The organism is Oceanirhabdus sp. W0125-5 (assembly GCF_027938815.1).
In the GTDB taxonomy this organism is placed as follows: domain Bacteria; phylum Bacillota; class Clostridia; order Clostridiales; family Clostridiaceae; genus Oceanirhabdus.
In genome coordinates this window covers 565404-581371 of sequence record NZ_CP115913.1, presented here as the reverse complement: position 1 = coordinate 581371, position 15968 = coordinate 565404, and the positions used below count along the sequence as shown (strand labels likewise).

The window sequence follows — 15968 nt, the reverse complement described above, 5'->3', positions numbered from 1 at the left end:
TATTTCTTTATTAATGAAAGGAGAAGATTCAAATGGGAATAACAGCAATTGTCGGTGGTAACTGGGGAGATGAAGGAAAAGGTAAAATGACTGATTTGCTAGCAAAACAAGCAGATTACGTTGTAAGATTCCAAGGAGGTAATAATGCTGGTCACACTATAATAAATGAATATGGTAAATTTCAGTTACACTTATTACCATCAGGAGTATTTAACCAAGATATTATAAATGTTTTAGCTACAGGAGTAGCAATAAATATTGAAGCTTTCCTAAAAGAATATAATGAATTAATTTCTCGTGGAGTTCCTAAACCTAATATTATCATTTCTGACAGAGCTCAAGTTGTTCTTCCACATCATATATTATTTGATAAATATGAAGAAGAAAGATTAGGTAAAGAAAAATTTGGATCTACGCAATCTGGAATTGCACCTTTCTATACTGATAAATACAATAAAATCGGAATACAAGTTATCGATCTTTTTGAAAAACACTCATTATTAAAGAAGATTGAAAGAAATATAGAGAAGAAAAATGTTTTACTTGAGTACCTTTACAAAAAGCCTCTTTTAGATGCAAATGAAATTTGTGATTATTTATTTGAACTTGGTAAGAATATTAAACCTTTTATTTCTGATACATCTAAAGAACTTAATGATGCTATAGCTAATAATAAGAAGATTTTAATGGAAGGTCAATTGGGCGCTTTAAAAGATCCTGATCACGGTATATATCCAATGACCACTTCATCTTCTCCTTTAGCATGTTTTGCCCCTGTTGGAGCAGGTGTCCCAGCAAGCTCAATCAACGAAGTAATTACAGTTGTAAAGGCTTATTCAAGCAGTGTTGGAGCAGGACCTTTTGTTTCTGAAATCTTTGGTTCTGAAGCTGAAGAACTAAGAAATCTTGGTGGAGATAACGGAGAGTATGGAGCAACTACTGGTCGTCCAAGAAGAATGGGATGGTTTGATGTTGTTGCAACAAAGTATGGCTGTAGAATTCAAGGTACAACTGGAGTAGCATTATCATTACTTGATGTTCTTGGATATTTAAAAGAAATCCCTGTATGTGCTGCTTATGAAGTTAATGGAACTGTAATTGATGACTTCCCTCCTACTCAAATTCTAGAGCAAGCTAAACCTGTTATAGAATATTTACCTGGATGGAATACAGATATTTCACATATCCGTAATTATGATGATTTACCACAAGAAGCAAAGAACTATATTAACTATATTGAAGAAAAGATAGGTTTCCCAATAAAGTACATTTCAGTGGGACCAGAAAGAGATGCTATCATATTTAAATAGATACATGTATAACTTCCTATTCAAAAAAGAGCAGAATAAACTGCTCTTTTTTTATTAATAATCATAATCCATATAATCATCAAATAACATTGGATATTTAATTATATTTATTTCTTTTGATTCTGACTTATTTGAAACAATGAAATATCTCCCAACATCTAAATTATAGAATAAGTAAACCCCTTTTTCATTAGTCCTTGTAAACTGAAGTGGCCAATTATCTACTTCATCAAATAAAACAACAATGGCTTCATTTATTGGATTTCCTTCTTTATCAGTTATAATCCCATTTAATGTTCCTTTCAAGTCTTTTTTTCTAATACATGTTTCTCCTAAAGGCATAATCTTCCCATAATCAAATATAAAATTATAGGAGTATTTATAATACATGTACGAACAAAAAATAATTGTGTAATATCCATGCTCTACATCATCTACAACAAAAATTCCGTTTTTGTTTGTATAAGTGGAATGAATAGTATTGTTATCTTCATTCCTTAATATCACATGTACATTTTCAGCAGGATTGTAATTACAATCACAAACAACCCCAGTAATAATTCTTTCAATTTCACATCTTGGTGAGATCTGAACTACTAAATTTTTTAACTCATAATCTTTAATAGAATATATACTGCTGCTAAAGATTTTATATCCTTTCTTAGAAACAATAATTCTAATAGTATCTAAAAAATATTCTTTTATATAAAAATATCCCTGTGTATCAGTGAAACAATGATACAGTGGGTTGTAGTTTTTATCTGTAAATTTGATACATGCTAGTGGAATAGGTCTTCCATCACATTCATTTATAACTTTCCCTGATATGCTTATATTATTATCTTCTTCATCACAATTTTTCAAAATTTGCACCTTAGATTTGTTCATTAATTTTTCATCCTTCATACTCTTCACACCCTAATGAAAAATACAATCGTATACTCTATAGTACGAAAAAGAAAGTACTTATGTGATAGAGTACATTCAATTCAAATATAAAAGAACCGTGAATAACGGTTCTTTCTGATGAATGTGATAAATAATTACACTTCAATAATTTCTTGATTAGCTTTGATTTTATAATCACCTTTTGCAACATTAATAAACAAGTAAACACCTTCATCGGTAGTCTTAGTGAAAGCAATAGGTGTAAGTGTTTCATCTGCTCCAACTGAGTATAGAATAACTTCTGCTCCATCAATTGGTTCGTTGTTATTATCTGTAATCATACCACTAACTGTACCTCTTGCTGAGCTTGGATCCTCATCTAGATTAACAACAATATTAGCAATTTGTCCATCTTTATCAATTTCTACAGTTTGTGAAGAAGGTTTATATCCTAAAGCACTAAATCTAACAGTATACTTTCCTTTTGTAATATCTGCAAATACAAATTGACCATACTCATTAGTATAACTTAAAGCAATTAACTCATCCACTTCATTAAATAAATTAACTACTGCTCCATTAATGGCTTTTTGTGATTTAATATCTAAAATGTCTCCAGCAATAATTGCTAAAGCTGAAGCTGGATCAATTGGTAATATAAAATCTTTTTCCACTGACTGCTGTGGAAGCAGTGTAAATGGAACATCTTCTTCTAATTTATACCCTTGAGCAATAGCATAAATATGGTAGTTTGATCCTGGTGGAAATGAATTAAAGATATAAGCTCCATCCTCACCAGTAATAGCATGAGCTAATGGATTATGATTGTTATCCATAATTTTCACTAAAGCCCCTGCAATAGGATTATCCAATTCATCTTTTACTGTTCCAAAAACAGTACCCCCTTCAATATGAGGATTGGGTTCTAGTGCAAGATCTAATCTCTTCTGCCAGCTGTTGAATAGATTTCTGTTCTGATTGACCTAAAATATACTTATCTATTTTTACTGCCATATCGGCATTCCTCCGATTTATCGTTTATAAAGATAGAAACATATTTCATTTTGATGCTAAAAGTATTTCTACCTCTCTATTATTAGAATATGTAGTTTTTTGGAGAATGGTACTGAGAATTGTTAAAAAAGTGTACGTATAATCGCACACTTTTTACATTAATCTTCTTCAACTGTCTTAATAAATACATCAACTAATTCAGGATCAAATTGAGTTCCCTTATTTATTCTCAGTTCCTCAAAAGCAACATCTTGAGATAATGGTTTTCTATATGGACGATTAGATATCATTGCATGATATGCATCTGCAATGCATACTATTCTAGCATGCAGAGGAATATCATTTCCTGACAATCCATCTGGATATCCCTTTCCATCCCATCTTTCATGATGGTTTCTAACACAAGCGATAATTGCTGGATTCTTTACAATATGTTTTGCAATATTATTTCCTAATATAGTATGGTTTTTTATTATTTTAAACTCTTCATCTGTTAACCTACTAGGTTTATGAATAATATCATCTGGAATTCCAATTTTTCCGCAATCATGTAATAATGCACCTATTCTTAATATATACTTGTCCTGAACTGATAACTTAAGTTTTTCAGCAAGTAATAGAGAATATCTTGTCACTAACTCAGAATGTTTACCTGTATAAACATCCTTAGCATCAATAGCAGCACCTAAAGCAAAAGCCGAATCTACTAATATTTCTTCCCTAGCAAACTCATTAGAATTTTCTTTTAATATATTTTCTATATCTTGATTATATATACAACACTGATTTCTACCATTTTGTTTTGCAAAATACATAGCCTTATCCGCTTTTTCTATTAAATCCTTTGCATCTAATGAATCATTGGGATAAGATGCTAAACCAATACTAATAGTTACTGGTAAATCTCCAGCATGCTTTTGAATTTTCTTAGATTTAATAATATTAATTCTAATTTCTTCTGCTATAAGCCAAGCTTTTTCACAAGTAATATTATCTAATAGCACAACAAACTCTTCTCCACCATATCTGAAAATCAAATCATTTCCTTTTGCTGAATCATTGATAATATTTGCTACTTCTTTCAGTATTATATCTCCAGTTATATGCCCCTTAATATCGTTTATCAATTTGAACTTGTCAATATCACAAAACAATACTGTTATTTGTCTGCATCCTGAACTAATTTTTTCATTAAAACATTCATAAAAATATCTATGATTATACAATGAAGTTAACCCATCTGTATTAGAAATTTTTCTTAAGGTTTTATTTTCTTTTCTATAACTACATATAATATCAGTCATTTGGTTTAAATATTTTACAAGACTATTAGAAAAATTATTGAATTCATTCACTCCATTAGTTTTTATATTTATGGATGAATTTTTATCATTTATTTTGGCAATTTGCTTTTCAAACTCTTTCATAGGATTAACTATTATATTCTTCAATTTAAGTCCTAATATTAAACTTAAACCACAAGCAAAAAAGAAAATCACTAAAATATACTTATGCATTAAATTCAATGTAGTTAAAAATATATCTCTATATTCAACAATATAAAGTTGTCCTATTTTTTCATTAGAAATATCTTTAATATCCATACTTCCAATAATTTTTGATTCACCTAACTTAATTGTTTCTTCACTCTTTGATTCACTTATTAAATGAAAATTATCTTTAATATCTTTACTGACTTCCATGTTTGAAACATAAGTATTATCATAAGTAAAAAAGATATCATACCCAAACTTATCTTTTATATCTTGAAGAAATTCAGGTGTGATTTTTTTTCCGAAAATAACTATTCCTCTAGAATTCCCACTATAATCTGATAAAAGAATAGGAGATGTTCCAATTATATATAAATTTCCATTATACATCTTAATCCCACTTGGATAATTTTTCTTTCCATCATACCCCCCACTTAATACCTTACTTATTATCTTATCATCAAGTAATTGAGTATCATTATTAGATTTTAAGCCATATTCATCTATAATTTCTCTATTTTTATTAGCTATCACTATCAAATCTAAATCAAAAACCTCTGGACTCCACGCTGAATAATAGGATTTAAACCATTCAGTATCTTTTTCTTGTATTTTTTGATAAACAGCACTCCATATTCCATTATCTTTAGCTATTTTCTCTAAACTTAATCCCTCTGATTGAATAATTTTATGAGCTTTCTGAACATTAGACATTATGCTTGTCTTCTCAATTCTTAAAAAATATTTACAAACAACTATACTATTCAATATTAAGTAAGTACTTAATGGTGCAATTGCAACTAATAACATATAAGTTGCCACTTTAACTCCTAAACTATTTAGTAAACCTTTAATATTCTTCTTGTACATCTTGATCCCCCTACCCACCCCGATATAATTTAATCTATTTGCAATGAGTTTTATTGTTTATCATTACTTTACTCGCATTTTTGAGCATTTGTTATACTATTTATCTCATATACTTGAATAATCTTCTTAATAAAAATAGTATAGCAAATTTTTGCTATACTATTAAGTATTTTGTTAGATTTTTTTTAATTTTTTTAATACTATTTTACTTTCTTTTATACACCCTGAGCATTTACCATTCTTTATGATTTTATTGTCTATTATTGGATTTAATTGTATTTTGAGTTGTGAATATCTTGAAATACACATTAAAACTCTCTTGTAATAGCCCCTTGTTCTTTTAATATTTCTACCCCTTAACAGCTACTATTAAGTTTCTATTAATGGATTGGTCAACTCTATGCAAGTAATTATTAAAAGGTGATTCATCAAGTACTTTAAATCCATTTTCCTCTAACACATCTGCAACATCGTCATACTTCATTGTAAATTCATTATATGATAAAACAATACTTCCTTTTGTCTTTAAAACATGATACCACGCAGGTATTGCTTCCTTTAAAAGACCCAATGCACTTCTTGACATATTCGAATCCTTGTCATTTTTACTTCCATGCTGAACTCCATAAGGTAAGTCAGATATGATAATATCACATGATTTCTTCTTCATAAGAAGATTTGCTTTTCTTGTATCAGCATTAAATAACTCGAATGTTTGAACATTTCCAGCATTAAAATCAGCTTTCTCTGCTGCTGCTGTTAAACTAAATATATTTGCTATTTTTTTACCTTTTGAATCAGACTGCTTTGACTTTTGAGCTTTATGTTTGTATCTTCCTTCTTTTAAGAATCTAACAACATATGTCTGAATTTCTTGAGTCCATATCCCATTAATTTCTACTCCCTTAACATCGAAACCTCTAATGAAACCTTCATATAAAGTAGTTCCTTTACCGCACATCGGGTCAAACAAAGTAATCTTATCACTTCCTGTATTACATGCACTAAGAGCAAGATTTACCATAAGTCTTGTAAATTGTTCATTTGTCTTACCAGCATACTTTAAAATTTGAACCATGCTTTCAGGGAATGTATGAAAATCAGGAACACTGATAGGTCTTAAAAGATCACCTTCTACTATTTCAAATAAAGCATAAAAAATAGATGAGAATCCTAAAACTCTGAAATCTTCCTTTTTAAGCTCTCTATTTGTACTAAAACATATGGACGCTGGAAGTCCTATATTGCCCTCTTCAATTTCATTAATCTCCATATCATATGCACCAGCAATCGCTTCAAGCTCTGAAACAGCAATTTTAAGTGCTGTTTCAAAATAAATACGATTATGACCTGGATTTGCAAGTATTGCGTATCTATTCAAATTAAACCCTTCTTTCTTACTATCTCATTTAAATTTATCCTTATCATTATATCATTAATAAATAACTTCTCATATACTAATAATATAAGAAAAACCGCACCTATTTATGGTACAGTTCTCCGTATCACCTTTAAATGAAATTTTACTCTATTACAGCTGGTATAATATATTCATTAATTAACGTCCACCTATCACGAGGATTCATCATAAATTCTGATGCAATTGCAATAACTATATCTTTTTCTGGAATACAGCAAATTACATTACCTCCATCCCCTATTGCTAAGTATGCAAATACTCCCTCCTCTTTTCTTAACCACCATAAATAACCATATTTATTAGGGTTCATTGCTGTTGCTTCATCAATCCACTCCTCTGAAATAATCTGTTTCTTATTCCAAATACCACGGTTCAAATATAAGAAACCAAAACGTGCCATATCACGTGGAGTTAGAGTAAGCCCCCATCCTCCTGTTGAATTACCTTGTGGATCATTCACCCACCCTTTAACATTTTTTCCGAATAGGTCGTCAAAGCCAAATGACTTCATTTCATAATTAGGTATTTCTTTCATCCCTATATGTTTAAATAAGCGTTCATTTGCATACTCTCTAGTACTTTTTCCTGTGCTGCGAGTGATAATAGTTGAAAGCAAATGAGCTCCTGCAGTAGAATACTTAAAAGCTCCTACTTTTCCATTTTCACCTAATATATCGAGAATATACTTTGTCCAGTCAGGATTCATACACATCTTGTCCAGTGGTTCATTCCAGTCCTCAAATGAATAAGGAGCTGTCATAGTAAGAAGATGACGTATGGTGATTTCTCCTTTCTGAATATCATCAGCTTCATGAACATATTCAGGGAAAAAATCTAAAACCTTCTGATCTACACTTTTAATATATCCATCATCTATAGCGATACCGATAATAGCAGATACTATGCTTTTCGTTACCGATGCCACATGATGTGTATTATCTGGACCATAGCCATTAAAGTATCTTTCATAAGCTATATATCCATTTCGTACAACAACGATACCATTTATATTACCGTACTGGGATTTTATCATAGGTTCAAGCTCTGAAAGCTTTCCAGAGTCCAATTTCAAGGTTGCCGGTACTGCAGATTGCCATTCATTAGTAGGCCAATAGCTTCTTTTCATAATAAATACCTCCTAAAAAACATCTTTTTGTTTAATGAGTGTTAATTAAAATATCAGGTCTTTATACTATTTTTTCTTTACAGGAAAATACACCTCGGTAACAATATCCTCTGGAATGCTGGCTTGATATGGGTTGGTTAAATATTTTTCATATGGTGATTTCACCAATTCATATCCTTCATTTTCTACCCATTCACTGAGTTTAGCAAATACCGATGTCAATTCTGAATATGGCCCCTTTAAAACAGACTTAGCACAAAGTCCACCATGGAAATCTCTCGTTCCCTTTACAGGCTCCTCTATTGGGATGGCAAACTCTGTATCATTGCCCACAGGATTATATTCAGGGCTGTGATAAATAGTCATTGGCTTACCAATCAGGGTGAGTTTTTCAGTAGCAATCTTTTCATATAGGTTGCTAAAATAATTTCCATATCCCTCAGCATACTCATCTCTGCTCATCATGTGTCTAATATAAAGAATATTTTGTGGCTGGGTTTCAACAAGTTGCACTTCTATACTGTCAAGGTACGACATAATTGGGATACCCTTATCTAAGTTTAAAATATCATTACTTATTTGCTTTAGAGTATATTCAAAAACACTTAGTTTCTCCTGTATTTCCATTCTCTTTCGATTAAGAGCAGAATAAAGCTTTTCTTCTGATTCATCCTTTTCCAATTCCACAATAGCTTTAATTTCTTGTAGAGAAAAATTATAAGATTTCAAACGGTTGATAAAAATCATCTTTTTTAGTTGCCCGATTGAATAATACCTATAACCGCTTTCAGGGTTAATCTCATCAGGCTTAATTAATCCAATTTCATCATAATAACGAAGGGTTTTTGTAGATACTTCGCATATCTTTGAGAATTCGCCAATAGATAACAAGTCATCACCTCCAGTTTTCATATTTTTATACTAACTGCTCAAAATATCAATACCTTGATGCCTTTTACTATACACCTTCCCCTAAGGGAAAAGTCAACTGCTTCATTTCATTTGAGACTGAGTCATTGCTAATACACATAACTCAAACATGAGCGTATGTAGCAGCAGAGTTCAAACTTAGATTAAACAATAAAGCTATAGAGACAGTTAATTTAATTAATTGTCCCTATAGCTTTATTCCTTAAGTTGAACATGAATTGTTTAATCTCTTTATTGTTTTTAAGAGTTACAGTTTTATTATTATATGGACTTAATCTGCTTTCCAAGTCGTCCTTTCCAATTTCATAATTCTTTATAGCCCTAAACATAAATTTAAGCATGCGTAGATTTGGTGTATACAAACAATCTTCAAGTCCTATTTTCTGCTTAATATATCTAGTAATAATTCTCTTTTTTCTAATAAATTTACTTGGTTTAAGATAAATAATTATATCAGCCTTTTCCATACCTTCACTAAAGCATTTCCTACCTGCATCTTCAATTATCCATTGTTGTTTGTTAATAAGTTCAATAAACAATCTATCTATTTCATCATCAGTTCTTCTAATATTACCCCATTCTTTATTAGTCTTATCTTTTATATGTACAATGCCATCAAGATGAGTACATTCAATTCCTAGCTTATCAGATAATTTTTTTGCAAAAGTTGTTTTTCCACTTGCCACAGAACCAACAATATATACTTTCATATAATACCCCTTTCACATGTTCACTTTTATCAAACTATTTTTTATTTAGACTCTATCATCCCGCTTTCATCTTTATTATACTATACAACATGATTTTATATATCCAAAAATTTCAAAGTAATAATGTCAATTATGCTATAATGTAATATGTTCATGTTATAAAATGAAGTGGATGATAATATGTAAATATATAAAGACTAGATTGAGGGGTTGTATATGAGGAAAAAAGATATACTTGAGTTAAAAAAACGTTTTAAGAAAAATCATTGTTCCTTCACTAAAATGTGCGGCTGCTACGTTAATGGTGAAAAGAATATCCTTTTAACTTTTAGAGAAAACTTTTTGAATTTAGATGAGGATGAATACTTTAAGTACTTAGAAATCGCTAAAAAAGTTCTATCTGGAACTATTGGCAATAATATTTTAGAACTTAACTTTCCGATTAATGAGAATTATGAAAATGAAAAACAGCTTTTTCTTATGCAGCTAAAAAAAAGCGGATTAAAAGATGATGATTTACTTCAAAAATTTTATCAATCTATTATTGATAGTTATGATTATGCTGAGAATTTTTTGATACTGATTTTTCATGATGCTTATGATGTTATGACTAAAACAACCGATAATAATAAATTAGATGAATCTGAAGAAGTATATGAGTATATTTTATGTGCTATATGTCCTGTTTCACTTTCAGAACCTGGTCTTAGATACTTTGAAGAAGAAAAGAAAATAAAGGCACGTATTAGAGACTGGGTAGTTGAAGCTCCAGCTCTTGGCTTTGTGTTCCCAGCCTTTATCGATCGTAGTTCAGATGTTAATTCTGTTATATACTATACTAAAAATAAAAAGAACCCTCATCCTGAATTAATGGAAGAAGCTCTAGGCTGTTATTCAAGACAAACTGCTGCTATACAAAAAGAATCTTTCCAAGCAATAATCAAAGATTCTGTTAGCACTGATGAGAGAAAAGCCGATAAAATTTTTATGGAAGTACAGGAAAACCTGAATACCATGATAGAAGAGTATAATGCAATATATGATGATCCAGATAGTGAACCTAAAACTTTAACAAAGAAAAATATACAAGAACTTTTAATAGAAAGTGGAGTTCCTGAAGAAGTTACTGCTAAAATTGAAGAATCTTATATAGAATGTTTTGGTGATGACCTTCCTTTAGCAGAAAGTCTAATCGACCCAAAAATACTTAAGGAAAGTGCTCAAAGGCAAAAGGAAGAACGTCTTGAAAAACAAGTAGAACTTCTACAGACTAAACTTGAACAAGTGAAGAAAGAAGCTGATGATAATAAGGAAGCTGAAGATTCTAAAACTCTTGATGAAGTTGCTGTAGATGATGAACCTTCAAAAGATAACATAGAAGATGCTTTAGAGGATACTGTTGAAGATACTCTTCAAGATAATTCGGAGGAAACTCCATCTACTACTTCAGAGGATGATAGTACTAACTATGATGTTGTACTTCAAGTAAATCCTGAAAAAATCCCTAAAATCAAAGCCCAAATGATTGATGGTCAAAAATGCATAGTTATTCCTATTGATGAAGATGAACAGGCTACAGTTAATGGTATGGATGATTTGATTTAAGTTATACAGAATATATATATACTAATAAATAAAAATAGCAATTCTCAAAAATGAGATTGCTATTTTTATTTAGTCTATCTTATTTATTAAATTGTATTGATTACATAACTTAATAACTCTTTCTAGCATACCCTCATTATTCAGCCATATATCGGGTTCAAACCCTTTGCCATCTATAAAGTGTGGAGGATATTTGTTCATATCAAGACCAACACCTAAATAAACAAATAAATTCGAGTTAGGAAGATACATTCTTTGTTCATCCGATATATCTGTAGCTCCCATTGTATTGCTTCCAACAAACATAACATTATCTAAAGTTCTAAGTTGTTCAACAAAACCTTCAGCAGAAGATGCAACCCCTTTATCTATTAAAACAAATATAGTATTTTCATTGTCTACCCATTTACTTTCATTTTCTTCAATTTCCCAAGTATCATATACTTGTTTTTTTAATGATTCATTTTTTGATTCAAAATATTTTTCTACTTCTTCCTTTAATCTAGGCATATTATATTTTTGCAAAAACGGTTCCATATTAATATCTTGTATGCTTTTCTGTTTATACAAATAAAGCTTACTATACTTTTTCATACCGGTTTTGCCCGTCTGAGGAGTAGTGCCTGTATAATTCTCATACCAAAAACTACACCATATATCACTTCCACCACCATTACCTCTTAAATCTATAATAAATACTTTTTCATTCTTTAACTTGGAACCACTTTCAGCAAAATACTTAAGAGTATTCTCTTCACCTTTATCATCAAGTTTTCTACATGTTAGAACTGGTATACCTTCTATTGTTTTTTCTTCAAATGCTGTTAGGTTTTCATGAACCTTCTGTGGCACTTTTGATAACTTTATTTCATCCTTTTTTATTTCAGAATCAACCTCATATTCTATGGAAATCCATATATTTTCATTTTGTTCCTTTCTTAGTAAACCTATATAATGAACAAGTTCCCCACTTTCATTTATAGATATCTTTAAGTATCGCTGAACTTCATTATCACTATTTATAGATTTAATATATCTTTTTTTATTATCAACTATATAATAAAAGCCTGTGTTATTTTTTTTAATCTCAATTTGCTGATTACAATAGTAATTTTGAATATGCTTTCTGTTAATGTTCATCCTACCTATTGTCATATGACCATCTGTAATAAATGATAGCTTTTCAGCAAATATGATATTAAGATCTTTTACAGTTAGTTTTTCTTTGGTATTAATATCATTAATAACTTGTTTTTTTACTTGATCAAATACCTCATCACCACCATAATAACCATAACCACCATAAACATATCTTAATATTTTAAATAAATACTCCGTATCTTCTAAGGCATCCTGTTTTGATATAGTTCCCTGCTTTACCTCTCGTGGTTGTAATAAAGTTTCTATTTCCTCATCTGTAAATCCATCCTTATCACCTGCCACCTTATACATATACTGCTCAATATCATTTTTAGATTCAGACTCCAATATGTTTTTTCTTTGCTGATTAACTTCTGTGATTACCTGCTTAAAATCTATTTCTTTTTCTTTTTTAAATAGAGTCAAAGAAAATACTGCTATAATTGCTACTATTCCTATAATTACTACTGGATATTTTTTGATTGATCCCATTGTTTTTACTACATATTCTCTCATAATTCTCTCCCCCTTTATGCTATATGATCATTTTATATAACGTTTTCTAATATAGCATGAAGAAAGTCTTAAGAAAGTCTTAAGATGTAATTATTCACTTAACTCGTATCTATTGCCTATACAGTCTTTATATACTCTTATGAACCAATTGATTTATATCGCCTCATGCCAAATTTAAAAAATGCATAACAGGGAATCAAAAATAGCAATGATATCACCGGTAAAAACATAAAAAGCCTGTTCTGTTCTCTGTCCAGTAAATACAATAATGGATAATATTGAAACAATGCCAGAGGAATCACAAATGTGTAAAATTTCAATACAAAATTACCATACACCGAGAATGGGTATTTCCCGAACTGACTTGCACCATAAGTAAAAATATTCATGAAGTCCAAGCTCTGAACTGTAAAAAATGAACATGCTGCTTGAAAGAGAAATAATCCAAAAAACAGAACTCCTCCGCAAAATATCATTAGACATAAAGTCAGAATTTTTTCCCATGTCCACGTGATTCCACTGATAGGAATTGCATAACATAGCACCATCAAAGCCTGTACCAGTAAACCAAGTCGTGTGAAATCCATATTAGGCATTAGGACCTGTAATATGATGTTTCTCGGCCTAACGAGAGCGCGGTCAAATTGGCCATTACCAAGCATCCGGGGGAAAACAGCCAATGTGCCTCCCAACATCTGCCCAAGTGAAAAAGCCGCCATCATGACCGCGAAGCTTAGGAGCACTTGCTCGTATGTGAATTCATCTATGGCATTAACCCGTGAAAAAATAAAATATAAGCCAAAAAACGATGTAAACGCCGTAATAAACTGTCCCAGTGTTGTTAAAAAGAAAGAAACTTTATACTGCATCTGGCTTTTCAGGTTCAAAGCTATTAAATTAAAATACACCTTCATATTATCCCCCCTGCACAATTACTTTTTTCAGAGTGCGGCGCATAGTAAACTGTCCTATGAGCAACAGCGCCGAGAACCAAAATACTTGAAAGGCAATCCCCTTCAATGCATCAGCACCTACAATATCCCCAGTATATATGCGAAGGGGCATATTTTGCATTGCCGCAAAGGGAAGCAGTTCAACAACTGTAAGAACCTGCTCTGGAAAAAAAGGCAAAGGTATTACTCCCCCAGACAAAAAAGTTGTAAAAGCAGTTACTATGATTTTTATACCTCTATGAGACAGTGTATAGAACAAGGAAATATATATAAGCATAGCAAATGCCACAACTACGCATAATGCAAGTACTGTTGACAGTAAAAATAGGAAAAACACACCGAAATTATGTGGCAGGGACATTCTATACTGCTTCGGCATAATAAATGCCACAAGTAGCGCAGGAAAGCCGTTTAGCATTGTAAATGCCACGCGATTGGCTGCAGACTGGCAAAACCATCGACCATATAAATCCATTGGACGTACCAGCTCATAGGCAATAGATCCCGTTCTAATGGCTGAATAAATTTCCTCGTCCCCAAACACCACCTTAAATAGTACTATTAAAGCCTGCGACATCCATATGTAAGAAACTGTCTGGGAAAATTCCATTGGTAAATTAGAGTTGCCACTGCGATAAATCGCCCGGAAAGCCAATATTTGCATAAGTCCCCACAAAAAGTTTGTAATAATCCCACTAAACGCTACAGCACGGTATTGCAAGTTATTGATAAACCGTATACGGAATACTGATATGTACATTTTCATATGGAATACTCCTTATAAAGAGTGGCAACCATCTCTTCAGTTGTAATGCCAGAAACAGAAATGTCAAGCACTTCCGTTTGCGCAGCAAGATACGCAATCCCATGAGAAACCTGCATAACTGACGGATCAAGTGATATTACAAGCTGTCCTTTCTTTGCTCCCACAAGTGTCATTCCACCGCAAATTTCAGGCGCTTTTCCCCTATACTTTATGACAAGCGTCTTACGCTCTGATACATGTTTCTTCAACTCATCTAAGTTGCCATCCAGTAGAATTCTACCCTTTCCGATTAGTAGTATGCGCTCAGTCAGCGCTTCAATATCCTGCATATCATGGGTTGTGAGAATAACAGTTGTGCCGTACTCTGCATTCAACTTTTTAATAAACTCACGTACGGCAATTTTGGAAACCGCATCAAGACCAATTGTTGGCTCGTCTAGAAACAGCGTTTTGGGATTATGTAGCAGTGAAGCGGCGATTTCACAACGCATTCGCTGACCAAGGCTTAGACTTCTCGCGGGGGTTTTCAATAATTCCCCTAAATCAAGGAGTTGGGAAAGTTCATCTAAATTGTTTTTATACCGTTTTTCATCAACCTTGTACATATCTCGAACCAATTCAAAACTGTCAATAACAGGCACATCCCACCAAAGTTGGCTTCGTTGCCCGAATACAACCCCAATTTCTTTAACATGACGGACACGTTCTTTCCAAGGCGTTCGTCCATTTATAATACATTCTCCACTATCAGGGGTAAGAACACCACACATAATTTTAATAGTGGTACTTTTACCTGCCCCATTTGGCCCAATATAACCTACCATTTCACCATCCTGAATATTAAAACTAACATCGTTCAAAGCGTGGATATTCTCATATTCACGAGAAAACAGCGCTTTCATAGCATTACCTAATCCGGCTTGACGTTTTGCGACGCGGTAGGTCTTATTAATATTTTTAAATTCAATCATAAAAATTACCTCCCATGAAAAGTTATCACTCTAGCATCCATCAATAGCAATTCCCCTTGTAAAATATAAATAGTAATTTAGCCATTAAGGTAAATTACTATTTATCTTATATTTATAATATCTATTAACGTCACACTTCCACAGTATAGTATATCATAACATTTTTTATAAATATTGTATATTAAAAACATTTTACGCACTCACTTGCGATACATTATTTTCACTTATTAAAATAGCCTTAACCAAGTTATATCAA

At 31.6% G+C, this 15968-nt stretch carries 13 protein-coding genes; 2 read left to right on the top strand and 11 right to left on the bottom strand.

The genetic code is table 11. From position 1 onward, the window contains the following. Nucleotides 1-32 precede the first annotated feature (32 nt). A complete protein-coding gene (locus tag OW730_RS02865; RefSeq protein ID WP_271227587.1) occupies nt 33-1310 on the top strand; it encodes an adenylosuccinate synthase in 1278 nt (425 codons plus the stop codon). A 54-nt stretch (nt 1311-1364) separates the two neighbouring features. Here the strand turns inward: OW730_RS02865 and OW730_RS02860 are convergent, their stop codons facing one another. The 7 genes from OW730_RS02860 to OW730_RS02830 all read right to left on the bottom strand — a co-directional run bounded on the left by OW730_RS02860 (nt 1365) and on the right by OW730_RS02830 (nt 9761). Next, nucleotides 1365-2216, bottom strand: coding sequence for an MSCRAMM family protein (locus OW730_RS02860; RefSeq protein ID WP_271227586.1), 852 nt, complete (start codon nt 2214-2216; stop codon nt 1365-1367). 137 nt (nt 2217-2353) lie between these two features. Next, a complete protein-coding gene (locus OW730_RS02855) occupies nt 2354-3070 on the bottom strand; it encodes an MSCRAMM family protein (protein WP_271227585.1) in 717 nt (238 codons plus the stop codon). 300 nt (nt 3071-3370) lie between these two features. Continuing rightward, on the bottom strand, nt 3371-5575 hold the full coding sequence (locus OW730_RS02850; protein WP_271227584.1) for a diguanylate cyclase: 2205 nt from the start codon (nt 5573-5575) through the stop codon (nt 3371-3373). A 349-nt stretch (nt 5576-5924) separates the two neighbouring features. Then, a complete protein-coding gene (locus OW730_RS02845) occupies nt 5925-6956 on the bottom strand; it encodes a TRM11 family SAM-dependent methyltransferase (protein WP_271227583.1) in 1032 nt (343 codons plus the stop codon). Nucleotides 6957-7098: 142 nt separating this feature from the next. Continuing rightward, nucleotides 7099-8121 (bottom strand): serine hydrolase domain-containing protein, encoded by a 1023-nt coding sequence (locus OW730_RS02840; RefSeq protein ID WP_271227582.1) that lies wholly within the window; start codon nt 8119-8121, stop codon nt 7099-7101. Between the two features lie 66 nt (nt 8122-8187). Continuing rightward, nucleotides 8188-9033, bottom strand: coding sequence for a MerR family transcriptional regulator (locus tag OW730_RS02835; protein ID WP_271227581.1), 846 nt, complete (start codon nt 9031-9033; stop codon nt 8188-8190). Between the two features lie 191 nt (nt 9034-9224). Further along, entirely contained in the window at nt 9225-9761 is a 537-nt protein-coding gene (locus OW730_RS02830) for an AAA family ATPase (protein ID WP_271227580.1), read from the bottom strand. A 216-nt stretch (nt 9762-9977) separates the two neighbouring features. On the opposite strand from OW730_RS02830, the gene OW730_RS02825 reads away from it, so the two are divergent. Beyond that, nucleotides 9978-11366, top strand: coding sequence for a DUF4317 domain-containing protein (locus OW730_RS02825; RefSeq protein ID WP_271227579.1), 1389 nt, complete (start codon nt 9978-9980; stop codon nt 11364-11366). Between the two features lie 69 nt (nt 11367-11435). On the opposite strand, the gene OW730_RS02820 is transcribed toward OW730_RS02825, so the two are convergent. The 4 genes from OW730_RS02820 to OW730_RS02805 all read right to left on the bottom strand — a co-directional run bounded on the left by OW730_RS02820 (nt 11436) and on the right by OW730_RS02805 (nt 15712). Then, nucleotides 11436-13022, bottom strand: a complete 1587-nt coding sequence (locus tag OW730_RS02820) for a S41 family peptidase (protein ID WP_271227578.1) — start codon at nt 13020-13022, stop codon at nt 11436-11438. 137 nt (nt 13023-13159) lie between these two features. Then, nucleotides 13160-13936 carry an ABC transporter permease gene (locus OW730_RS02815; RefSeq protein WP_271227577.1) on the bottom strand — a complete coding sequence of 259 codons (777 nt, stop codon included), beginning with the start codon at nt 13934-13936 and terminating at the stop codon, nt 13160-13162. A gap of 1 nt (nt 13937) precedes the next feature. Continuing rightward, the gene (locus OW730_RS02810) at nt 13938-14741 is read right to left on the bottom strand and encodes an ABC transporter permease (RefSeq protein WP_271227576.1); all 804 of its coding nucleotides are present in this window, start codon (nt 14739-14741) and stop codon (nt 13938-13940) included. After that, entirely contained in the window at nt 14738-15712 is a 975-nt protein-coding gene (locus tag OW730_RS02805; protein ID WP_271227575.1) for an ABC transporter ATP-binding protein, read from the bottom strand. The genes OW730_RS02810 and OW730_RS02805 overlap by 4 nt, the downstream gene beginning before the upstream one ends. Nucleotides 15713-15968 lie beyond the last annotated feature (256 nt).

Bases quoted from the DNA above. Each gene is read 5' to 3' on its own strand.
- OW730_RS02865 (WP_271227587.1), top strand. From the start codon at position 33: ATGGGAATAACAGCAATTGTCGGTGGTAACTGGGGAGATGAAGGAAAA.
- OW730_RS02860 (WP_271227586.1), bottom strand. From the start codon at position 2,216: ATGAAGGATGAAAAATTAATGAACAAATCTAAGGTGCAAATTTTGAAA.
- OW730_RS02850 (WP_271227584.1), bottom strand. From the start codon at position 5,575: ATGTACAAGAAGAATATTAAAGGTTTACTAAATAGTTTAGGAGTTAAA.
- OW730_RS02840 (WP_271227582.1), bottom strand. From the start codon at position 8,121: ATGAAAAGAAGCTATTGGCCTACTAATGAATGGCAATCTGCAGTACCG.
- OW730_RS02835 (WP_271227581.1), bottom strand. From the start codon at position 9,033: ATGAAAACTGGAGGTGATGACTTGTTATCTATTGGCGAATTCTCAAAG.
- OW730_RS02830 (WP_271227580.1), bottom strand. From the start codon at position 9,761: ATGAAAGTATATATTGTTGGTTCTGTGGCAAGTGGAAAAACAACTTTT.
- OW730_RS02825 (WP_271227579.1), top strand. From the start codon at position 9,978: ATGAGGAAAAAAGATATACTTGAGTTAAAAAAACGTTTTAAGAAAAAT.
- OW730_RS02820 (WP_271227578.1), bottom strand. From the start codon at position 13,022: ATGAGAGAATATGTAGTAAAAACAATGGGATCAATCAAAAAATATCCA.
- OW730_RS02815 (WP_271227577.1), bottom strand. From the start codon at position 13,936: ATGAAGGTGTATTTTAATTTAATAGCTTTGAACCTGAAAAGCCAGATG.
- OW730_RS02810 (WP_271227576.1), bottom strand. From the start codon at position 14,741: ATGAAAATGTACATATCAGTATTCCGTATACGGTTTATCAATAACTTG.
- OW730_RS02805 (WP_271227575.1), bottom strand. From the start codon at position 15,712: ATGATTGAATTTAAAAATATTAATAAGACCTACCGCGTCGCAAAACGT.